19 protein-coding genes and 1 riboswitch are annotated in these 21,345 nt (G+C 49.3%); of the genes, 17 read left to right on the top strand and 2 right to left on the bottom strand.

Annotated elements, in window-relative coordinates; translation table 11 throughout:
- The first annotated feature begins 14 nt into the window (after nucleotides 1-14).
- The 10 genes from coaBC (at nucleotide 15) to L985_RS10980 (ending at nucleotide 11,884) form a co-directional block, all read left to right on the top strand.
- Nucleotides 15-1,205, top strand: coding sequence for a bifunctional phosphopantothenoylcysteine decarboxylase/phosphopantothenate--cysteine ligase CoaBC (gene coaBC, locus L985_RS11025; RefSeq protein ID WP_029342113.1), 1,191 nt, complete (start codon nucleotides 15-17; stop codon nucleotides 1,203-1,205).
- On the top strand, nucleotides 1,202-3,526 hold the full coding sequence (priA, locus tag L985_RS11020; protein WP_047393757.1) for a primosomal protein N': 2,325 nt from the start codon (nucleotides 1,202-1,204) through the stop codon (nucleotides 3,524-3,526). The genes coaBC and priA overlap by 4 nt, the downstream gene beginning before the upstream one ends.
- A 9-nt stretch (nucleotides 3,527-3,535) precedes the next feature.
- Entirely contained in the window at nucleotides 3,536-4,918 is a 1,383-nt protein-coding gene (fmt, locus tag L985_RS11015; RefSeq protein WP_029342111.1) for a methionyl-tRNA formyltransferase, read from the top strand.
- Nucleotides 4,915-6,246: a 16S rRNA (cytosine(967)-C(5))-methyltransferase RsmB gene (gene rsmB, locus L985_RS11010; protein WP_029342110.1), complete on the top strand. Its 1,332-nt coding sequence runs from the start codon at nucleotides 4,915-4,917 to the stop codon at nucleotides 6,244-6,246. Before fmt ends, rsmB begins: the two co-directional genes overlap by 4 nt.
- 18 nt (nucleotides 6,247-6,264) lie before the next feature.
- The gene (locus tag L985_RS11005; RefSeq protein ID WP_047393760.1) at nucleotides 6,265-6,999 is read left to right on the top strand and encodes a Stp1/IreP family PP2C-type Ser/Thr phosphatase; all 735 of its coding nucleotides are present in this window, start codon (nucleotides 6,265-6,267) and stop codon (nucleotides 6,997-6,999) included.
- 2 nt (nucleotides 7,000-7,001) lie between these two features.
- On the top strand, nucleotides 7,002-8,936 hold the full coding sequence (pknB, locus tag L985_RS11000) for a Stk1 family PASTA domain-containing Ser/Thr kinase (RefSeq protein WP_047393764.1): 1,935 nt from the start codon (nucleotides 7,002-7,004) through the stop codon (nucleotides 8,934-8,936).
- Between the two features lie 25 nt (nucleotides 8,937-8,961).
- Complete coding sequence (rsgA, locus tag L985_RS10995) at nucleotides 8,962-9,867, top strand: ribosome small subunit-dependent GTPase A (RefSeq protein WP_029342107.1); 906 nt, start codon at nucleotides 8,962-8,964, stop codon at nucleotides 9,865-9,867.
- Nucleotides 9,868-9,869: 2 nt separating this feature from the next.
- A complete protein-coding gene (rpe, locus tag L985_RS10990) occupies nucleotides 9,870-10,526 on the top strand; it encodes a ribulose-phosphate 3-epimerase (protein WP_047393766.1) in 657 nt (218 codons plus the stop codon).
- Nucleotides 10,527-10,548: 22 nt separating this feature from the next.
- A riboswitch (TPP riboswitch) is annotated at nucleotides 10,549-10,658 on the top strand.
- A gap of 61 nt (nucleotides 10,659-10,719) precedes the next feature.
- Nucleotides 10,720-11,280 (top strand): energy-coupled thiamine transporter ThiT, encoded by a 561-nt coding sequence (gene thiT / locus L985_RS10985; RefSeq protein WP_047393769.1) that lies wholly within the window; start codon nucleotides 10,720-10,722, stop codon nucleotides 11,278-11,280.
- 1 nt (nucleotide 11,281) lies between these two features.
- Complete coding sequence (locus L985_RS10980) at nucleotides 11,282-11,884, top strand: thiamine diphosphokinase (protein ID WP_047393771.1); 603 nt, start codon at nucleotides 11,282-11,284, stop codon at nucleotides 11,882-11,884.
- Nucleotides 11,885-11,938: 54 nt separating this feature from the next.
- Here L985_RS10980 and L985_RS10975 read toward each other — a convergent pair whose 3' ends face one another.
- Together L985_RS10975 and rpmB are read right to left on the bottom strand one after the other, a co-directional pair.
- Nucleotides 11,939-13,342: an amino acid permease gene (locus tag L985_RS10975; protein WP_029342103.1), complete on the bottom strand. Its 1,404-nt coding sequence runs from the start codon at nucleotides 13,340-13,342 to the stop codon at nucleotides 11,939-11,941.
- A gap of 140 nt (nucleotides 13,343-13,482) precedes the next feature.
- Complete coding sequence (rpmB, locus tag L985_RS10970) at nucleotides 13,483-13,671, bottom strand: 50S ribosomal protein L28 (protein WP_023468758.1); 189 nt, start codon at nucleotides 13,669-13,671, stop codon at nucleotides 13,483-13,485.
- A gap of 283 nt (nucleotides 13,672-13,954) precedes the next feature.
- Between rpmB and L985_RS10965 the strand changes: the two genes are divergently transcribed.
- The 7 genes from L985_RS10965 to plsX all read left to right on the top strand — a co-directional run bounded on the left by L985_RS10965 (nucleotide 13,955) and on the right by plsX (nucleotide 21,341).
- Nucleotides 13,955-14,317 (top strand): Asp23/Gls24 family envelope stress response protein, encoded by a 363-nt coding sequence (locus L985_RS10965; protein ID WP_023468757.1) that lies wholly within the window; start codon nucleotides 13,955-13,957, stop codon nucleotides 14,315-14,317.
- Nucleotides 14,318-14,342: 25 nt separating this feature from the next.
- The gene (locus tag L985_RS10960; RefSeq protein ID WP_029342102.1) at nucleotides 14,343-16,016 is read left to right on the top strand and encodes a DAK2 domain-containing protein; all 1,674 of its coding nucleotides are present in this window, start codon (nucleotides 14,343-14,345) and stop codon (nucleotides 16,014-16,016) included.
- 100 nt (nucleotides 16,017-16,116) lie between these two features.
- Nucleotides 16,117-16,779 carry an L-serine ammonia-lyase, iron-sulfur-dependent subunit beta gene (gene sdaAB, locus L985_RS10955; RefSeq protein ID WP_047393774.1) on the top strand — a complete coding sequence of 221 codons (663 nt, stop codon included), beginning with the start codon at nucleotides 16,117-16,119 and terminating at the stop codon, nucleotides 16,777-16,779.
- Between the two features lie 4 nt (nucleotides 16,780-16,783).
- Nucleotides 16,784-17,680, top strand: a complete 897-nt coding sequence (sdaAA, locus tag L985_RS10950) for an L-serine ammonia-lyase, iron-sulfur-dependent, subunit alpha (protein WP_023468754.1) — start codon at nucleotides 16,784-16,786, stop codon at nucleotides 17,678-17,680.
- Nucleotides 17,664-19,694 (top strand): ATP-dependent DNA helicase RecG, encoded by a 2,031-nt coding sequence (gene recG / locus L985_RS10945; RefSeq protein ID WP_047393776.1) that lies wholly within the window; start codon nucleotides 17,664-17,666, stop codon nucleotides 19,692-19,694. The genes sdaAA and recG overlap by 17 nt, the downstream gene beginning before the upstream one ends.
- 85 nt (nucleotides 19,695-19,779) lie before the next feature.
- Nucleotides 19,780-20,349 (top strand): transcription factor FapR, encoded by a 570-nt coding sequence (gene fapR, locus L985_RS10940; RefSeq protein ID WP_023468752.1) that lies wholly within the window; start codon nucleotides 19,780-19,782, stop codon nucleotides 20,347-20,349.
- Entirely contained in the window at nucleotides 20,346-21,341 is a 996-nt protein-coding gene (plsX, locus tag L985_RS10935) for a phosphate acyltransferase PlsX (RefSeq protein ID WP_029342098.1), read from the top strand. Before fapR ends, plsX begins: the two co-directional genes overlap by 4 nt.
- Nucleotides 21,342-21,345: the final 4 nt, after the last annotated feature.

The following is a 21,345-nucleotide window of genomic DNA, read 5'->3' as shown; positions in this document are numbered from 1 at the left end:
AGGAGGACACCTACATGTTAACCAACCGAAACATTCTACTGTGTGTCGGCGGTGGAATCGCTTCCTATAAATCAGCAGCACTCGCTTCAAAACTCGTTCAAGCAGGGGCACACGTCCAAGTTGCAATGACGCGTAATGCACAACAATTCGTCGGTAAGACGACGTTTGAAGCACTGACGCGAAAAGCGGTCTATGATGATGTCTTCATCGAGCATGATCCGTCAAAGATCGCCCATATCGATTTAGCGGACGAAGCGGACTTAATCGTCGTCGCACCAGCGACAGCGAACTTGATCGCAAAACTCGCACACGGGATCGCAGATGACTTCATTACGACAACGATCCTCGCCGCGACGTGTCCCGTCATCGTCGCACCGGCGATGAATGTCAACATGCTCGAACATCCGGCGACAGTCCGCAATATCGAACAACTCAAGCAGGATGGTGTCCAGGTGATTGCACCGGGAGTCGGAAATCTCGCATGTGGTTGGGTCGGGAAAGGTCGTTTACCTGAACCGGAAGACTTAGTCGCAACACTCTCAACGTTCTTTGAAGATAAGTATTTAGCCGGGCGAAAAGTCTTGATCAGTGCAGGTCCGACAGTTGAACGGATTGATCCGGTCCGTTACTTGACGAATGACTCTTCAGGAAAGACGGGAATTGCACTTGCGGAAGCAGCGAGAGACGCAGGAGCAGATGTCACGCTCGTCCATGGACCCCTTCGGATCGGATTACCGACCGGCATATCGACGATTGCCGTTGAGTCGGGAGAAGAGATGCTCGAAGCCATGTTACGTGATTATGAGACGCAAGACATCGTCATCATGTCCGCTGCCGTAGCTGACTATCGACCGTCTGTCCAGTACGATCAGAAGCAAAAGAAAATTCACGGACCATTGCGGATTGAACTCGAGGAGACGACGGATATTCTGAAGACGCTCGGTGAGCAGAAACAACACCAACTATTAGTCGGATTTGCAGCGGAGACGACGGATGTCGAGACGTTCGCGAAACAGAAACTCATCCGAAAGAAGGCGGATTTCATCGTCGCGAATGATGTCTCTCGTTCTGACATCGGATTTGTCAGCGACGAAAACGAGGTTGTCGTCTTCGGGAAGAATGATTCCGTCACGCGATACGATCAACAATTGAAATCGACGCTCGCTAAATCGCTCATGCGCCAATTTGCGGAGGCATTGGCATGATAGCCGAAGTCATCGTCGATGTCGCAGCGGCCACCGTTGATCGTCCGTTTGATTACGCCGTGCCGAAACTCTGGCAAGAGTTGATCGTTCCCGGGATGCGCGTCGAGGTACCATTCGGTCCACGGGCGTTGCTTGGAATCGTCGTTGGAACAAAAGCTACGTCTGATCTGACGAACGTCAAATCAATCGTTCGTGTTCTCGATGAGACCCCGACCTATACGGAAGAATTACTCGAGTTGTCGGCGTATTTATCAGAAACGACCTTGTGTTTTCAGGCGACGGCGTTGCTTGCGATGCTGCCGGCTGCCTTAAAGGTGAGTTATGATAAACTGGTCATAGTCGAGTCGGGCCCACTTCGGGCATATCATGGTAAGAAAATGAGTCAATTACCAACGGAAGTCCAACAAATCATTTTAACAGCGGCGAAACAAGCTGATGTGACGCTTCAACCGGTCATTCGCGAGAAAAAGACGTCTAAAACCGATAAACGGATTCGTCTCCTCGAGGAGCAAGCAACCTTTACAAAACAAGCGAGCCAACAAGCGGCACTTTATGCGTATATCCAAGAATTTCCGAATGCGTTGTGGAGTGAAATCAAGCAGGCGACGGGCGCAACGAGCGCGACGTTGAACGCCCTCGATAAAAAGGGCATCGTTCAAGTCGAGACGATCGATGTGCGGCGAAATCCTTACGAGCATCTCGTCCAAGATATCTTTGTGCCGTCTTCTTTGACGGAAAAGCAACAGGAAGCCGTCTCGGCGATCACGGCTGAAGCGGAGACCGGAACGTTCTTGTTACATGGCGTAACAGGAAGTGGTAAGACGGAAGTCTATCTTGAATCGATTCATGCACAACTCGAACGCGGTAGACAAGCGATCTTGCTCGTTCCTGAAATCAGTCTGACGCCGATGATGGTCAAACGCTTCAAACGTCGTTTCGGAGAACGGGTCGCTGTCTTGCATAGCGGTCTATCGCTTGGAGAAAAGTATGATGAGTGGCGCAAAATCGCCCAAGGCGAGGTTGATGTCGTTGTCGGTGCACGGTCCGCCGTGTTTGCGCCGCTGACGAATATCGGAATCATTATTCTCGATGAAGAACATGAAACAACCTATAAACAAGAAGAGAATCCGCGTTATCATACGCGCGATGTCGCGAAGTGGCGGGCGGCTTATCATCGTTGTCCCGTCGTGCTCGGAAGTGCAACACCGTTACTCGAAACGTATGCGCGGGCACAAAAAGGGGTTTATCATTACTTACCGCTTCGTGAACGATTTGGTGGGGAATTACCGCCTGTCGACATCGTTGATATGCGTAAAGAGCTTGAACGAGGCAATCGTACTCCGTTCAGTCTTGCACTCATCGAAGGCATCAAAGAACGAATCGAGCGCGGCGAACAGACGGTCTTGCTTTTGAACCGTCGTGGGTACACGACATTCGTCTTATGTCGGGATTGCGGTGAGACGTTGCAATGTCCACATTGTGCCGTTAATTTAACGTATCATCAGCACGAAGATCGCTTGAAGTGCCACTATTGTGGATTCGAGGCAGCGATGCCGAAAACTTGTCCGTCCTGTGAATCTACGAAGATTCGTCAGTTCGGAACGGGGACGCAAAAGATCGAGGAAGAGTTGGCGCATTTGATTCCGGAAGCGCGCATTATCCGGATGGATCAGGATACGACGTCTCGTAAAGGTGCACATGAGAAGTTACTCGATGCCTTCGAGCGTAAGGAAGGGAACATTCTTCTCGGGACACAGATGATCGCCAAAGGTCTCGACTTTCCAAATGTCACGCTCGTAGGGGTGCTCGCTGCCGATGCGACGCTCGGTATTCCGGATTTTCGGGCAAGTGAGCGAACGTTCCAGTTGATCACGCAAGTGTCGGGTCGTGCCGGGCGGGGGCAACTCGCCGGACAGTCGATCATCCAGACCTATAATCCGGAGCACTACGTCATTCAGACGGCAAAACAGCATGATTTCGAAACGTTCTATAAGCGCGAGATGCAGTTGCGCAAACTCGGGGGACACCCTCCATTCTGGTTCCTTGGTTTAATCACGGTCTCAGCGACACATCCACTCGAAGCACAAGCAGAAGCGCAACAGATTGCTTCCGAGCTGCGGGCTTTCGAGTCAGAGGACTTAGTCGTCAATGGACCGTTCGATGCGCCACTTGCTCGACTGAAGAATATGTACCGACAACAGGTCTTAATTAAACATAAAGGGCAGGAAGATGTCCGGACACATCTCCGTGATATCTTAGCCCGTCGTCAAAAGTCAAAAACACAAGTCGCGATCGACTTGAATCCATTTGTATTCATGTGAGGTGTCTGTATGTATAAAGTAGTAGAAGTACCTAATGACGTATTACGACAGGTGTGTGAACCTGTCACGAAGTTCGATAAAAAACTTGGTAAGATGATCGACCGGATGTTCGATACGATGTATGAATATGATGGTGTCGGCTTAGCGGCACCGCAAATCAATCAACCGATCCGTGTAGCGGTCGTCCATACGGATGATGAGACAGGACCGATTGAGCTGATCAATCCGGAAATCATCGAAGCCGATGGTTCACAGATTGATGACGAAGGATGTCTCAGCATGCCAGGTGTTTTCGGACCGGTCGAACGGTTCGACCGCATCGTCGTCAAGTCGCAAGATCGTCTTGGACGGACGGTCAAAATCAAAGCAAACGGCTTTTTTGCACGTGCGATCCAGCACGAGATGGATCATTTAGACGGTGTCCTGTTCACGGATAAACTCGTCGAGCAAGAAAAGCCGCGCGTCGTCTTCATGGGGACGCCTGAATTTGCGGCAGGAACGCTACGTGAAGTCATCGATGCCGGGTATGACGTCGTCGGTGTCGTCTCACAACCAGATAAGCCGGTCGGACGAAAACGAGAAGTCAAACCGACACCAGTGAAACTCGTCGCGATGGAACACGATATTCCCGTGTTGCAACCGAAACGGATTCGTGAAGACTATCAGGACGTCCTTGATTTAAAACCAGATCTTATTATCACGGCAGCTTACGGTCAGATTGTACCGACAGCTATTTTGGAAGCACCACGTTTTGGGGCAATCAATGTCCATGCGTCACTCTTACCGAAATATCGTGGCGGTGCCCCGATTCATCAAGCAATCATTGATGGCGAAAAAGAGACGGGCGTGACGATCATGTATATGGTCGATCGACTTGACGCCGGTGATATGTTGTCAAAAATCATCGTTCCGATCGAAGAGAACGATACAGTCGGAACGATGTTCGAAAAATTAGCGGACGCAGGAGCGCGGCTGTTGCTTGAAACGTTGCCGCGTCTGTTAGCAGGTGAATTGACACCGGAAGCGCAAGTCGAGGCAGAAGCGACGTTTGCGCCGAATATCTCACGGGAACGGGAACGGCTTGATTTTACGTTACCGGGTGAGACACTCTATGATCAAATCCGAGGAATGAATCCTTTCCCGAGTACGTATACGATGCTTGGAAATGATCGTTTAAAAGTCTTTTTCGCAACGAAAGTCAAAGGAACGGGACGACCGGGTGAAATCATCGCTTTAGAAGCAGATGGTCCCGTCATCGCAACGGGTTCTGAAACAGCGTTGAAGCTGATCGACTTACAACCGTCCGGTAAAAAACGAATGGATGGTGCCACGTTCATGCGCGGGATCGGTCAATCGCTTGAACTCGGACAACAAGTAGGTGAGAACGCATGAATGTACGCGACGCAGCAGTAACGACACTGATGAAAATCGGTCAAGGTGGTGCCTTCTCGACAATCACCGTTCACCAGATGCTTGAAAAGCGTGCTATCTCAGCGTCAGATGTCGGTTTGTTCACGGAACTCGTCTACGGGACACTTAGTCGTGAGTTGACGCTTGATTACATTTTGGAGCCATATTTAGCAAAACAGAAAAAACTTGATCCGTTCATGCGTCCGTTGTTACGGATGAGTGTGTATCAGTTGTTTTATCTTGATCGTGTACCGGATCATGCCGTCATCCATGAAGCTGTTGAGATTGCTAAAAAACGTGGAAAAGTCCATGTCTCGAAAGTCGTCAACGGAGTGCTCCGGAATGTATTACGGGCGGGAATGCCTCATTTCGCTGAGATTGAGCCTGTTGCAAAACGGATCAGTATCGAAACGAGTCACCCGCAGTGGCTCGTCGAACGCTGGCTTGAACTGTTTGGTCCGGAAGAAACGCTTCAGATCTGTCAATTGAATAACACGCCTGCACCGGTCACGGTTCGTATCAATCGGACGAAGACGACGCGAGAGGAAGCGATCGAGCTTCTACTCGACCAAGGTGTGACGGCAAAACCATCTACGGTAGCGCCAGACGGTCTCGAAATCGAACGAGGAAGCGTTCAAAAAACCGATTTGATCAATCGCGGATACCTATCTTTGCAGGATGAGAGCTCGATGCTTGTCGCTCGTGCACTTGGTGCAGAAGCATCTGATCATGTACTCGACAGCTGTGCTGCACCTGGTGGGAAAGCGATGCACATTGCTGAAGGTTTGACGACGGGTACACTACAGGCACTTGATCTTCATCCACATAAGATTAAACTGATTGAACAGCAAGCGACACGATTAGGTCTTACGACTGTTCAAGCAGAAGCGTTAGATGCACGTAAAGCAGGGGAACGCTTTGAAGTAGAATCTTTTGATCGAATTCTTGTTGACGCACCTTGTTCAGGACTCGGTGTCATTCGGAGAAAACCAGATATCAAATGGACGAAACGTCCGGAACAGCTCGAGCAACTGCCGAAAATCCAACGAGATATTCTGACAGCTGTCTTACCACTCGTTAAAAAGGGTGGAACCTTCGTCTATTCGACTTGTACGATTGATCCGACAGAAAACGAGGAGCAGACAGCGTTCATTCTCGATCAAGGGTTCGATTTTGACACATCCTTCGCGGCACGCATGCCAGAATCCGTGCGACATCTGATCGGGGATCGAGCAGAACTCAAGTTGTTACCGACGACAGTTGGAACGGACGGCTTCTATATTGCCGCGTTTAAAAAACGAGAAGATTGACACGAACGGAGGACTGTCATGGAGTTAGCTCACCTTTCGACTACTGGGAAAGTCAGGACTAAAAATGAGGATACGGTATTACTCGTCGGGAACGCCGAACGTGGTCTTGCCGTCGTTGCGGATGGTATGGGAGGTCATGCTGCTGGCGATATCGCAAGTGCGATCGTTCGCGAGGTATTTGAAGCATCCTTTTCACTCATGCCAAATCGTCCGATGGAATTGTCTGAATGGATAGAACAACGTGTAGCCGAGGCGAATGCCCGGATTCTTCAGTTTTCAAAAGAAGAGCAACTTGCGATCGTCGGAACGACCATTGCCTGTGTCTGCTGGGTCGAGGATTTGCTCGTCATCGGTCATGTTGGAGATAGTAGAGTCTATGCCCTTGAAGGTACGGCGTTAAAACAATTGACGGACGATCATTCTTACGTCAACATGTTACGACAAATGGGGGAGCTTTCGGATGAGGAAGTCGAAAATCATCCACGTAAGAATGTCATCACACGGTCGGTCGGCTCGAACGAAACGGTCGAAGTCGACATTCAAGTCAGAGATGCTCCAGACTATGACCTCGTCCTCGTTTGTAGTGACGGATTGACCGATGAAGTACCAGATGATGTCATCGAACAGATCATCTTACAGGATGAGCCGCTTAATGAGATTGTCGGACGATTGGTGAAAGAAGCGAACGCTCGAGGAGGCGCGGATAATATTACGATTGCCGCCATCCGGTTCAAAGAAAGAAAGAGGGTCTGAATATGCGATACGGAGATCGATTAAATGACCGCTACCGCATAGAACGGCTAGTTGGAAGTGGCGGGATGGCGAATGTCTATCAAGCCTATGATGAGATTTTAAAGCGTCATGTTGCCATTAAGATTTTACGAACTGAATTTTCGCATGACGAACAATTCATTCGTCGATTCGAACGTGAAGCACATGCTGCTACCAGCTTGAATCATCCAAACATCGTTGCCGTCTATGATGTAGGCGAAGAAGATGCCATCTATTACATCGTCATGGAGTATATCGATGGTATGACATTAAAAACATTTTGTGAAAATCAAGCATTACCTGTGCCGCAGGCAGTTGATATCATCGCTCAAATTTGTGATGCAATCGATCACGCCCATGCACACCGGATTATCCATCGCGATATTAAACCGCAAAACATGTTGATTCGAGAAGATGGTACCGTCAAAGTAACGGATTTCGGAATTGCTGTGGCGATGTCGAATGCGACGCTGACGCATACGATGTCCGTTCTTGGGTCCGTGCATTACTTTTCACCGGAACAAGCAAAAGGTAAATTTGCGGATGAGAAGTCGGATATCTATTCACTTGGTGCTGTCTTATACGAACTTGTTACAGGACAAGTGCCGTTCGAAGGGGATTCACCGGTCGCGATTGCGCTGAAGCATCTGCAAGATACACCGTGTCGCCCATCCGTCTTGAATCCGAAAGTGCCACAAGCGCTTGAGAACTGTATCATGCAGGCGCTCGCGAAAGCACCGCATGACCGCCAACAGTCCGTCGCAGCCTTTAAGGCAGATATGGTGACGGCGTTGTCTGACGAACGGGCAAGTGAAGGCATTCGAGGTGCAGAAGAGGATGAGATGGAAAAGACGATGGTCTTGTCACCCGTCCAAGTGCCAGAAGAATCAAAAGCGGAACCAGAATCACCCGCCGTCACGACTGTTCAACCGAAAACACCGGAAAAGAAAAAGAAAAAACGCTGGTGGATCGTTCTCTTATTGCTCGTTTTACTCGGTGGAGCGGCTACGACGTTTGCGATGTGGCCGGATCCAACGGTCACCGTACCATCTGTCGTCAAGACAGATGGAGACGATGCGGAAACGAAGCTTGAGAAACTTGGATTCGTCGTCGAGACGACAGAACGAAATAGCGATACAGTCGATGAAGGCGATGTCATTAGTCAGACACCGCGTGAAAATGCACAAGTCAAAAAGGGTTCGACGGTCAACTTGGTCGTCTCTACAGGTAGTGCTCCGGTCGAAGTACCAGATGTGACAGATGACGCTGAAAAAGAGGCGATTGCAACATTAAAAGAGGCTGGATTCGCAAAAGTCGAGGTCGAACGTGAAAAGTCGGATGAAATTGCGCGAGGTAATGTTATCCGGCAATCGATCTCTGCTGGAACGGAAGTGATTGCAAAAGAACAGACGATTACGATCACTGTCTCGGAAGGAACGTCATCCTTTGAATTGAAAGACTTGACGAACTTATCGAGTGATGAAGCGAAAGCGTATCTCGATGAAATGGGTCTCGACGGTACGTTTGAACAAGAATTCTCGAGTGATGTCAAGCTCGATCAAGTCATCCGTCAATTCCCACAAGCAGGGGCACAAGTCGAACCAAACGACTCTGTGACCGTCTTCATCTCAAAAGGTGAGGAAGAAAAAACGGTGACGGCAACGTTCCCTGAAAAGGTCGTCTATGATGCGGTCAGCGAGAACGAGGACGAGGAACCACCGAAACAAGTCATACGGATTGAGACGGAAGACGCGAAAGGGAAGCGGACCGTCATCGAGGAATCGATTGATCAAGATGAGACATTCGACGTGCCGGTGACGATTGATCCAGGAGAAGAAGGAAAAATTACGATCTATAAAGACGATACGGTGTATCGTTCAAAAACCATCACGTACAATCAAGCAAAAGACGCACAATGAATGTGATGAAAAAGGAGTGCATAGGATGACGGAACAACGCATCGAAGAGAATCGAGAAGGAACGATCATACGTCTGCAGGGTGGCTTTTATGATGTCATGACACCAGAAGGAGAGGTCCGTTCACGGGCAAGAGGGAATTTCCGAAAACGCGGCATCAGTCCAGTCGTCGGAGACGAGGTCGTTCTTCATATCGAAAGTGAGACAGGATATATTCTCGAAGTGAAGGAGCGGGACAACTTTTTAGTACGCCCTCCAGTCGCGAATATCGACCAGGCATTGCTCGTCGTCTCGGCGGCAGAACCTGATTTTTCAGCGCACTTGCTCGACCGATTTCTCGTTTTGATCGAAGCGAAGGAAATTCAACCCGTCATCCTATTGACGAAGATGGATTTGCTGGACGATGTCAAAGGACCGGCTGTCCGAGAGGCGATTGCCGCTTACCGGAAGATTGGGTATACGGTCATCGAGACATCAAGTGAGACGTTGGCAGGTATTGAGCAAGTCCGTCCGTTACTTGCTGGAAAAACAAGCGTTCTCGCCGGACAATCCGGTGTCGGGAAAAGTTCATTGCTCAATGCACTGGAGCCCTCTCTTGATTTAGAAACAAGTGCCATCTCGAAATCACTCGGACGCGGACGTCATACGACTCGCCACGTCACATTGATGCCGCTTGCCGAAGGATTGATTGCCGATACGCCAGGTTTCTCGAACCTCGATTTTCCGTATGATATGGAAATCGAGGATGTACGGTGGAGTTTCCCTGAATTCGTGGCTGTACAAGATGATTGCAAATACCGAGGTTGCTTGCATTTGAATGAACCCGGTTGTGCCGTCAAGGAAGCCGTCGAAGCCCAAGAAATCATGTCCTCTCGTTATGAGAACTATGGTATGTTTATAGACGAAATCAAGAATCGAGCCCGGAGGTATTAAAGATGATTAAAATTGCACCATCTATTTTATCAGCAGATTTTGCGAATCTCGAACGCGATGTTAAAGCAGTCGAAGCAGCAGGCGCGGACTATATCCATTTTGATGTCATGGACGGTCAGTTCGTACCGAACATCTCATTTGGATTACCTGTGCTTAGCAGCTTACGTCAAAAGACGGATATGATTCTCGATGTCCATTTGATGATCGACCAGCCAGAACGTTTCGTCGAGGATTTCGTCAAAGCAGGGGCGGACATCGTGACGTTCCACGTCGAAGCGACGAATCATGTCCATCGTGTCTTGCAACAAATCAAAGCAGCGGGCGCAAAGGCAGGGGTCGTCTTGAATCCCCATACGCCATTATCAACGATTGAACACGTCCTTGAGGATGTCGATATGGTTTTATTGATGACGGTCAATCCGGGCTTCGGTGGACAAGCCTTTATCGAGCGTGTCATGCCGAAACTCGCAGCACTCGCGCAAATGAAAGCAGATCGTGGTCTGACATTTGAAATCGAGATTGACGGTGGCGTCAATCCGGAAACGGCAAAGCTTTGCATCGATAACGGTGCGAACGTTCTCGTCGCAGGATCAGCAATCTACAATGCACCAGATTATGCGGAAGCGATCACTAGCATTCGTCAAGAGGCTGCCGTATAATAAGAACGAGAAAACGAAATATGATGACCGCAAGGGGTGTCGCTTGAAAAGCGGCTGAGAGGAGTCTTTTAGACTTTAACCCTTCGAACCTGTTCCGTTCAAACGGACGTAGGGATGTGGCGCACGCAGGCAGTACGGCGTTCGTCGTACTGCCTTTTTGCGTCCTCTCGTACAATGAAGGAGGAAAAACAGCATGAAACGGTTACAAATGATGATGGAAATTGCCATCTTCGCCAGTCTCGGAGTCGTCTTTGATTTACTGATTCCATTCAAAATGCCACAAGGAGGCTCAATCAGCTTAGCGATGCTACCGATCTTCGTCATGGCATTTCGCCACGGTGTCGTCGGAGGGGTCGTCACGGGAGCGCTTGTCGGTACGATTCAATTGATGTTCGCTCCACAAGTTTTGACGATCGTTCAACCGATACTTGACTATACGATTGCGTATGGTGTCGTCGGATTAAGTGGTCTGTTCGCGCGTCAAGTCAGACTAGCCGCGCGCAATGGACAAAAGAAAAGCTTGATGGCGTTCGTTCTCCTTGCGACGTTATTAGGCGCAGGACTCCGTTATATCTGTCATGTCATCAGTGGAATCGTCTTTTTTGCCGAGTATGCAAAAGGTCCAGTCGTGGAGTACTCTTTTGTCTATAACGCAACGTATATGGTTCCTTCGTACATCTTATGTGGAATCGTAGCAGGAATTCTATTTACGACTGCGCCACGCTTACTCCGTTATTCGGCACGAGGCGTCTGAGATGCGGGCGATTCTCGTCTGTGCCGGTCCGCGAGAAGAAGCGCCGGATTTACGGACGTTTTGTCAGCCAGGTGACTTTATCGTCGGTGTCGACGGTGGTGTTCAGACGATTGAATCGTTTGGGCTGACATGCGACCTGACGATTGGTGATTTTGATTCGCTTGGTTATGTACCAGAAGGGGCAATCGTTCATCCGGCCGAGAAAGATGAAACGGATCTCGAACTGGCACTTCGTACAGTCTCAGAGAAGAAACAGTTTGAGGATACCTTCATTATCGGGGCGACAGGTGGGCGGCTCGACATGACCGTCCAAAATGTCTATTTGTTGAAGCGATACCCAGAGGCACGACTCGTGACGAAACGAGAAGAGGTACGATACTTGGCTGAGGGAACGTATGCAGTCGAAGCAGGGAGCTATCATTATCTTTCGTTCATTCCACTCGTACCGTCGACTTTAAGCTTATCCGGAGTCAAATATCCACTTGATGCACATCCAGTACCGGTCGGAGATTCCTTGACCGTCAGTAATGAATGGTGTGCGTCAGAAGCGAAGGTAGAGCTCCATCAAGGAGAACTATTGATGATGCGGACGCTTAAGGAATAGCACAATCATAGGAAAGAGGCCGTGGATGACTCCGCGGCCTCTTTTTAGATGAAATTATTCTTCGAGTTGAGAAGGGGCGACACGGATGTCGCTTTGAGCGGATAGATGTTTTCCTTTGACGAAGAGATGATAACTTCCCCACATGACAAGGAAGAAAGGAACACCGATGTATAGAGCGATTCGTTGATCCGCTTGAAACGCAAGACTGACGAGGACGACGACGTTAAGTGTCAACGAAATCAGTGGTAACACCGGATAGAGTGGTGTCTTGAATTTCAGTTCGGATACATCGTGTCCGTTTCGGACGAACTGACGACGAAATGCAAGCTGAGAAGCAGAGATTGAAATCCAGCCGACTTGAGCCCCGAGTCCGGCTAAGGACAAGAGCCAAATGAAGACGGTATCTTCTGCGAAAAATGCGGTCAGAAGCGATAACATCGCGAACATCATCGTAAAGAGCAACGCCCGCATCGGCACACCATGTGCATTGACGTAAGATAATTTCTTTGAAATCATCCCTTCTTGCGCCATTGCCCATAACATCCGAGTCGCCGCATATAATCCGGAGTTTCCGACGGACAATAGTGCCGTCAAGACGACGATGTTCATCAAATCAGCAGCGTACGGAATACCGATCGCATCAAAGACCATGATGAACGGACTGCTGACTCCGCCAGCTGTTTCATACGGAATTAATGCACCAACGATCGTAATCGATAAGACGAAGAAGATGAACGTCCGCCAGACTGTATTGCGGATGGCTTTTGGAATCGATTTTTCTGGCGTGTCGGACTCCCCAGCCGCAACACCGATCAATTCCGTTCCTTGGAAGGCGAAGTTGACAGCAATCATCGTCGTCAAGACGCCAAGAATCCCGTTTGGAAACCAACCGCTTGCCGTAAAGTTCGCGAATAACGAGGTTGGACGATCTGCTTCCATCGGTAACCAGCCGAACCAAGCAGCGCCACCTAGAATGATGAAGAAAAGGATCGCGAGGACCTTCAAACTCGAGAACCAGAATTCGGCTTCACCGAATGCTTTGGCTGAGACGGCATTCAGACCGAACAGTAAGACCGTAAAGACGGTACACCAGACGACGACGGGTACATTCGGAAACCAGCGGTCCATCAAACTGCCAGCTGCCGTGATTTCGAGTGCGACCGTCACGGCCCAGCCGAGCCAATAAATCCAACCGACGGCAAAGCCAATTCCTGGTCCAATGAAGCGGGTCGTATAGGTCTGGAAGGACCCCGAGACCGGCATATAGACCGCTAATTCCCCTAGACATAACATCGTCAGATACATGATGGTCCCACCCACGATGTAACTGAGGACCGCCCCGAGAGGTCCTGCTTGTGAAATAGTTAATCCTGACCCTAAAAATAAGCCTGTCCCGATGATTCCCCCGAGTGAGATCATGAACAGGTGTCGACTCGTCATCTCTCGTTTGAGTTGCATGATGACTTCCCCCAATTCTGACAAAATAAAGTACGTTCCTATTGTAAGCGTTTTCAATAAAAGCGACAATTAGTTTATGAGAAAAATAAATGAGGGTATAAAAAAACCGGAAGGGAAGATTCCCATCCGGTGGTTGCGCCTTATACGCGTTCGACTTTACCTGATTTAAGAGCTCGAGCTGAAACCCAAACCTTTTTCGGCTTACCGTCGACGAGGATACGTACTTTTTGTACGTTGACTCCCCAAGTACGTTTTGTTTTGTTCAATGCGTGTGAACGGTTGTTACCCGACTTTGGCGATTTCCCAGTAACGTAGCATTTACGTGCCATGCGTTCCGCCTCCTTTTATGTTGTTTTGCGTTCGTCCTAATAGACACTTTGCTATCTTAGCATGGTGTCAGGGCGGTTGCAACATAAAAAAAGTAGCTGACAAGAAAAAAACTTGACAGACAACCTCGAAATTTAAAATAATGGATGAGGATGATGGTAAAAGTTCATTTGACCGCTACTATTTTTCACTTATTCATTGTATAGTCAGTACGGCGACTTTTCAATAGTAGGTCCTTATAGTAGAATTATGAGAAGAATACAATATTCAAAGGGGGCTACTCAGGTGGCGATCGAGATGAAAACGACCTATGGAAAGATTGATGTAGATAATGATGTCGTTGCGCAACTTGCGGGCGGCGCAGCAATGGAATGTTTTGGTGTCGTTGGTATGGCATCCCAGTCTCAAATCAAGGATGGTCTTGCAGAACTCTTAAAACGCGAGAACTTTGCACGCGGTGTCATCGTTCGACAGGCTTCAGAGCAGGTCCATATCGATATGCATATCATCGTAAGTTATGGAACGAAAATCTCAGAGGTGGCGAATAACGTACAGAGTCGCGTGAAATACACGCTCAGTCAGGCACTAGGTCTTGACGTGACATCTGTGAACATCTTTGTCCAAGGAGTCCGCTTGACGAATGTCTAAGGCGGGAATAGAGGAGGAAACTTTAGTGAGTGTAGATCGTTTAACAGGAGCGCAGTTAGTCAAGATGATTCAAAATGGCGCGGCGAATCTCTATCAAAACGCAGATTTCGTCGATTCATTGAACGTCTTCCCTGTGCCAGATGGTGATACGGGAACGAACATGAATTTGACGATGACTTCAGGTGCAAAAGAAGCAGGTAAATCAACTTCGGATTCTGTATCGGAAGTCGCGAACGTCTTCGCACGTGGATTATTGATGGGAGCACGCGGAAACTCTGGCGTCATCTTAAGCCAATTGTTCCGTGGATTCTCGAAATCAATCGAAGGTAAGACAACGATTGATACGAAGGAATTCGCAGATGCGTTGCAAAAAGGTGTCGATACAGCATACAAAGCAGTCATGAAACCGGTCGAAGGAACAATCTTGACGGTTGCCCGTGAAACAGCTGTCGCTGCTATCGCACAATCTGAGACGACGACGGATTTCTTAGAGTTGATGCGTCAACTCGTCGAAGCGTCGAAAGTATCGCTCGACGGTACACCAGAACTTCTTCCGGTATTAAAAGAAGTAGGCGTCGTTGACTCTGGTGGTCAAGGTCTCGTCTGTATCTATGAAGGATTCCTCGCAACGCTCGAAGGAAAAGAACTCGACAAGCCGCATGCGCCTGTCATGGAAGCACTCGTCGAAGCAGAGCATCACAAAACGGCTCAAAGCTTCATGTCGACGGAAGAAATCCATTACGGTTACTGCACGGAAATCATGGTTCGTTTCCAGGATGACAAACTTGCGAATGCACCGTTCAGCGAAGAAGACTTCCGTAACGAATTAGCGGAATTCGGTGATTCGTTGCTTGTCGTCGCGGATGAAGAACTCCTTAAAGTTCACGTCCACGTCGAAACACCAGGAGAAGTCATCACAAAAGGACAACGTTTCGGTGAACTCGTCGCTGTTAAGATTGAAAACATGCGTCAACAACACTCAACAATCCTTGAAGAAGAAGGCGCGAACCAAGTCACTCCAGTTGCTGCACCGAAGGCAAAAGCGAAAGCAGCCCTCGTGACAGTCGCAATGGGTGAAGGAATCAGTGAACTCTTCAAATCACTCGGTGTCAGTGTCGTCATCGAAGGCGGACAAACGATGAACCCATCAACGGAAGATATCGTTAAGGCGATCGAGGATGCACACGCGGAACACGTTTATGTCTACCCGAACAACTCGAACATCATCATGGCGGCTGAACAAGCAGCATCTGTCGCGAATTGTGGTGTGACGGTCGTGAAATCAAAAACAGTCCCACAAGGTTTAGCAGCAACAATCGTTTATAACCCGGAAGCGACTGTCGAAGAGAACGAAGCGCATATGGCGGATGCGATTGCAGCTGTTAAGTCGGGTCAAGTCACATATGCTGTACGTGATACGAACATCGATGGTGTTGAAATCAAGAAGGACGACCATATGGCGATTGCTGAAAAACAAATCGTCGCTACAGACGGATCAAGTCTTGGTGCTGTCAAGAAACTCGTCGATACACTCGTCACGGAAGATGATGAGATCATCACGGTTCTTTACGGTGAAGGCGTCTCAACAGAAGAAGTTGACGCACTCGTCGCGTACATCGAATCGGTTAATCCGGATGCTGAAGTGGAAGTCCACGACGGTAAACAACCACTTTATTCGTACATTTTAAGCGTCGAATAAAACCATCATACTGAAAAAGGGCGACTAGCCTTTTCACGAATCCCACCATCTGCGATAATAGAGGTGGGATTTCGTTTGTTTCATAGAGAGGGGAAAAGAGATGAAATATCGTAGCGTCTTTGACATCATCGGACCAGTCATGGTTGGTCCATCAAGCTCGCATACAGCGGGAGCTGCACGGATTGGATTGATGGCGGGTAAATTATTCGGGGAAACACCTACTGTCATCCACATCACGTTTTATGGGTCATTTGCTGATACGTATCGCGGACATGGAACGGATGTGGCGATCATTGGCGGGGTTCTCGGATACGACACGTTCGACGACCGGATTCCACAATCGATCGATATCGCGAAGTCGAAAGGGATTGAGATTCATTTCGAGACGAGTGAGGCGTTGACGGATCATCCGAATACGGCACGTGTCCACTTGTCGAATGGATTAGAAGAGTTTGAATTGGTTGGTATTTCAATCGGTGGGGGAACGATTGAGATCACGGAACTAAATGGTGTACCGCTTCGTTTGTCCGGTGGGGGACCGGCACTCGTCGTCTTACACCATGACCGCTTTGGTGCGATTGCAGCCGTGACGAGCATTTTGGCTGATTACGAAATCAACATTGGGCATATGGAAGTGTCACGGCACGAAAAAGGAAAACAAGCACTCATGGCAATTGAGATTGATGACCGGATAACGGCAGAAGTGTTGGAAGAAATCGATCGGTTACCTCAAGTCGAGCGTGCCGTCATGATGGGAGAGTGAAAACATGTTTAAATCCGTAAAAGAACTCGTCGCCATCGCGACGGAACGAAACATTCCGATTTCGGAAGTCATGATCGAGCAAGAGATGACGGTTCGTCACTTAGAGCGGGATGAAGTTTACGCGATGATGGAGCGAAACCTACAAGTCATGGAAGAAGCAGTCGCTCGTTCACTTGATGGTGATGGTGTCCAGTCGGTGACAGGACTAACCGGTGGGGATGCTGTTTTGCTTCAACGGTACCGTGCTTCAGGTAAAGGTTTATCCGGTGATTTATTACTGGACGCCGTTAGTAAGGCAATCGGAACGAATGAAGTCAATGCTGCGATGGGAAAAATTTGTGCGACACCAACGGCAGGGAGTGCCGGCGTCGTGCCAGGTACGTTATTTGCGGTCAAAGATCGCTTAAACCCAACGCGTGAGCAGATGTTACGCTTCTTGTTCACATCCGGTGCGTTCGGCTTCGTCGTCGCGAATAATGCGTCGATTTCCGGAGCAGCTGGTGGCTGTCAGGCAGAAGTTGGTTCAGCAACAGCGATGGCAGCAGCTGCGATCGTTGAGATGGCAGGCGGGACGCCGGATCAGTCAGCGCATGCTTTTGCGATCGCGCTGAAGAACATGCTCGGACTCGTCTGCGATCCTGTTGCAGGACTCGTCGAAGTACCGTGCGTCAAACGAAATGCAATGGGTGGAGCGAATGCCGTCGTCGCTGCCGATATGGCACTCGCTGGAATCACGTCACGGATTCCGTGTGATGAAGTCATCTCAGCCATGCATGAGATTGGTCAGATGATGCCATCTGCGCTTCGCGAGACAGCAAAAGGCGGACTCGCGAATACGCCGACGGGTCGCTGGCTCGAAGCGAAAATCTTCGGAGAGTTATCGAATGAATCCATCACGTGACGTCAAGACGCTAAAAGGTGTCGGACGGGATTTGGCGAAAAAACTAGAAGAGATGAATATTCTCACCGTTGCGGACGTGCTCGAGCACGTCCCGTTTCGTTATGACGACTTCGTGACGGGAAGTCTAACGGAAGCGATTCATGAGGATAAAGTCAAGTTCACGGGTCAAGTCCAGTCTGAACCACTTGTGCGCTATTACGGTAAAGGAAAGAATCGTTTAACGTTCCGACTGCTCGTTGAAGAACGATATAGTGTGACGGTGACGATGTTCAACCGAGCATTCTACAAAGACCAACTACAACTCGGGGCAGAAGTGACGGTCAGTGGCAAATGGGATTTGCACCGAATGACGATCTCTGCGACGGAACTACAATTCGGAGCAATCGAAGGTGAATTGACACCGGTCTATTCGTTACGTGGCGACATGCGGATGAAGACGTTTCGACGCGTCGTCGACTTGGCGTTCAAGGAGACTGAGGCATTGGCTGAACGGATACCGGATAGCATCCGGAAGACATACCGGTTACAAGATCGGATGACGATGCTAAAGGCACTTCATTTCCCGACGAATCGAAAAGAGTTAACGGCAGCTCGTCGGAGCTATGTCTATGAGGAGTGTCTTTATTTTCAGCTGAAGTTACAGGCATTACGTCTTGGACGAAGAAAAGGTCAAGGGATTGCCTTGCCTCTGCACGAAGCGGATATAGCGAATTTCATCAAGAGTCTACCGTTTCCACTGACAGGAGCGCAACAGCGCGTGACAAAAGAAATCCTAGACGACATCAGTCGCGGCGAACGAATGAATCGGTTGTTGCAAGGGGACGTTGGAAGCGGGAAGACCGTCATCGCTGCCATCGCCTTGTTCGCGACGGTTCGTGCCGGAAGACAAGGCGCCTTAATGGTGCCGACCGAAATTTTAGCGGAACAGCATGCAGCGTCGCTCGCCCCATTGCTTGAACCACTTGGGATTCGGGTCGGTCTACTGACGAGTTCGGTTAAAGGGAAAGCACGGGTGCATTTACTAGAAGCCCTCGTGACAGGAGAGATTGACGTCTTGGTCGGAACACATGCGCTGATTCAAGATACCGTCCAGTTCAAGGCATTACACCTCGTCATCACCGATGAACAACATCGCTTCGGTGTCGAACAACGGAAACGACTGCGCGCGAAAGCCGAACAGGCAGATGTATTATATATGACAGCGACACCGATTCCGCGTACGCTTGCGATATCGGTCTTTGGAGATATGGATGTTTCGATCATCGATGAGATGCCGGCGGGACGAAAGGAAATCGAGACCTACTGGGCGAAACCACAACAGATGGAACGCGTTTTCGGGTTCGTCGAGAAAGAATTGTCGCAAGGAAGACAAGCCTACGTCATCACGCCATTGATCGAGGAATCCGAATCACTTGAAGTTCAAAATGCGATTGAATTACATGCGATATTGACCGAGAGGTTCAAGCCCTATCATGTCGGTTTGATGCATGGGCGCTTGACTTCTTCCGAAAAAGACGAAGTCATGCAGGCGTTCAAGGAGAATACCGTTCAAATCCTTGTTTCAACGACTGTCGTCGAGGTCGGCGTGAACGTTCCGAACGCGTCGATCATCGTCATTCATGATGCAGAACGCTTCGGTCTTGCGCAATTACACCAATTAAGAGGACGCGTCGGTCGAGGTGATGCCCAGTCTTATTGTATTCTAATCGCCAATCCCTCTTCCGATACGGGAAAAGAACGGATCAAGACGATGACGGAGACGAACGATGGCTTCAAGCTAGCGGAAAAGGATTTGAAACTGCGCGGAGCCGGAAATTTCTTTGGTACCGAACAAAGTGGTTTACCGCGATTCGTCTTGACTGATCCTGCGCTCGATATACAAGTCATGGAAACTGCGCGACAAGATGCAGTCCGTTTACTGCGATCGGACGCCTTTTGGCAAGCGCCGGAATATGATGTTTTACGTGACTATATCGAACGACAAGGACTACTTGAAGGAGAAAGAATCGAATAATACTTGAAAGTGAACAACAAGGGATATATACTACTGTTAGTACCAGGTAATAATAGTGGTCATCCTTCTTGTGGGAGGAACATACATGCGGGTACCTAAAAAAGAGAGACAACAAGAATTATTACAGACGATCGAGCAAAATCCGTTCATCACGGATGAAGCGCTGGCGACACGATTCCGTGTCAGTATCCAGACGATTCGTCTCGACCGGATGGAATTAAAAATTCCGGAATTACGGGAGCGAATTAAACACGTCGCGACCGAACGGCTGGATGATGTGCGTACGTTGACTGAAAATGAAGTCATTGGTGATATGATTGACCTGAAACTCGATACATCTGCGATCTCGATCCTTGAGATTTTGCCGGAACATGCGTTTAGTCGGAATGCGATCGCCCGCGGACATATTTTGTTTGCGCAGGCAAACTCGCTTGCGATTGCGCTCATCGACGATGAACTCGCGTTGACGACACGTGCGAACGTTCAGTTCACACGCTCCGTTCATGTCGGAGAACGCGTCGTTGCGAAGGCGTTCGTCAGTTCCCATCGTCAAGATGGGCGTTCTGACATCACGGTGGAGAGTTATGTCGGTGAAGAATGTGTCTTCATCGGTGAGTTCACGGTGTATCGAAGTAGTAAGGAGGAATCGAAATGATTTTAGCAGTTGACGCTATGGGGGGCGACCACGCACCCCGTGCCATCGTAGAAGGGGTCGTTGCCTATTTGGCAGAACGTCCAAACGAAGACATCGATATCCGACTAGTCGGAGATGAGTTGAAATTACGCTCATACACAATCGAGGATCCGCGCGTGACGATCGTCCACGCGGCATCCGTCATCACCGGAGAAGATGAACCGGTACGTGCGATTCGCCGCAAGAAAGATAGCTCACTCGTTGTGGCTGCAAACCTGGTGAAATCAGGAGAAGCAGATGCCTTGATTTCAGCAGGAAACACGGGAGCGCTCATGACTGCCGGATTGTTCGTCATCGGTCGAATCGAAGGAGTTGACCGTCCTGCACTGGCCCCGACTTTCCCGACACGTAATGGGAAAGGTGTCGTCATCTTAGATGTTGGCGCCAACCCGGATGCGAAGGCAGAGCATTTGCTCGATTATGCCATCATGGGGTCTGTCTACGCAGAACAAGTTCGCGGCATCACACGTCCGAAAGTCGGACTCCTGAATATCGGATCAGAAGCCGGTAAAGGGAATGCACTGACGAAGGAAACGTATCCGCTACTTGAGACAGCACCGATTCATTTCGTTGGGAACGTCGAGGCGAGAGAAGCGATGAGCGGTGACGTCGATGTCATCGTCACGGAAGGTTTTGCCGGCAATACGTTACTTAAGAGTACAGAAGGGGCTGCCAGTATGATCATGGGTGTCATGAAGGAACAGTTCATGAGCTCGTGGACATCAAAGCTTGCCGCTCTCGTACTGAAACCGAAGTTGAAAAAAATGAAGCAGTTGCTCGCTTATGAAGAATATGGCGGTGCCGGACTATTCGGCATTGCGGCTCCGGTCATCAAGGCGCATGGTTCAAGTAATGCCTACGCATTCAGCCGAGCGCTCGTTCAAGCGGAAAAGATGGTCGAACAAGAAGTCGTTGCCAAAATCGTTCAAGCGAAGGCAACAGAAGCACGTTAAGAAG

It is taken from the genome of Exiguobacterium sp. ZWU0009 (assembly GCF_000798935.2).
GTDB classification, from domain to species: domain Bacteria; phylum Bacillota; class Bacilli; order Exiguobacteriales; family Exiguobacteriaceae; genus Exiguobacterium_A; species Exiguobacterium_A acetylicum.
The sequence above is the reverse complement of the archived record's forward strand: the minus strand, read 5'-3'. Positions and strand labels throughout refer to the sequence as shown.

Excerpts from the sequence above, each read along its gene's own strand:
- fapR (WP_023468752.1), top strand. The coding sequence starts at position 19,780 with ATGCGGGTACCTAAAAAAGAGAGACAACAAGAATTATTACAGACGATC.
- L985_RS10975 (WP_029342103.1), bottom strand. The coding sequence starts at position 13,342 with ATGCAACTCAAACGAGAGATGACGAGTCGACACCTGTTCATGATCTCA.
- fmt (WP_029342111.1), top strand. The coding sequence starts at position 3,536 with ATGTATAAAGTAGTAGAAGTACCTAATGACGTATTACGACAGGTGTGT.
- plsX (WP_029342098.1), top strand. The coding sequence starts at position 20,346 with ATGATTTTAGCAGTTGACGCTATGGGGGGCGACCACGCACCCCGTGCC.
- rsmB (WP_029342110.1), top strand. The coding sequence starts at position 4,915 with ATGAATGTACGCGACGCAGCAGTAACGACACTGATGAAAATCGGTCAA.
- rpmB (WP_023468758.1), bottom strand. The coding sequence starts at position 13,671 with ATGGCACGTAAATGCTACGTTACTGGGAAATCGCCAAAGTCGGGTAAC.
- recG (WP_047393776.1), top strand. The coding sequence starts at position 17,664 with ATGAATCCATCACGTGACGTCAAGACGCTAAAAGGTGTCGGACGGGAT.
- thiT (WP_047393769.1), top strand. The coding sequence starts at position 10,720 with ATGAAACGGTTACAAATGATGATGGAAATTGCCATCTTCGCCAGTCTC.
- pknB (WP_047393764.1), top strand. The coding sequence starts at position 7,002 with ATGCGATACGGAGATCGATTAAATGACCGCTACCGCATAGAACGGCTA.
- rsgA (WP_029342107.1), top strand. The coding sequence starts at position 8,962 with ATGACGGAACAACGCATCGAAGAGAATCGAGAAGGAACGATCATACGT.
- coaBC (WP_029342113.1), top strand. The coding sequence starts at position 15 with ATGTTAACCAACCGAAACATTCTACTGTGTGTCGGCGGTGGAATCGCT.
- priA (WP_047393757.1), top strand. The coding sequence starts at position 1,202 with ATGATAGCCGAAGTCATCGTCGATGTCGCAGCGGCCACCGTTGATCGT.
- sdaAB (WP_047393774.1), top strand. The coding sequence starts at position 16,117 with ATGAAATATCGTAGCGTCTTTGACATCATCGGACCAGTCATGGTTGGT.
- sdaAA (WP_023468754.1), top strand. The coding sequence starts at position 16,784 with ATGTTTAAATCCGTAAAAGAACTCGTCGCCATCGCGACGGAACGAAAC.
- L985_RS10980 (WP_047393771.1), top strand. The coding sequence starts at position 11,282 with ATGCGGGCGATTCTCGTCTGTGCCGGTCCGCGAGAAGAAGCGCCGGAT.
- L985_RS11005 (WP_047393760.1), top strand. The coding sequence starts at position 6,265 with ATGGAGTTAGCTCACCTTTCGACTACTGGGAAAGTCAGGACTAAAAAT.
- rpe (WP_047393766.1), top strand. The coding sequence starts at position 9,870 with ATGATTAAAATTGCACCATCTATTTTATCAGCAGATTTTGCGAATCTC.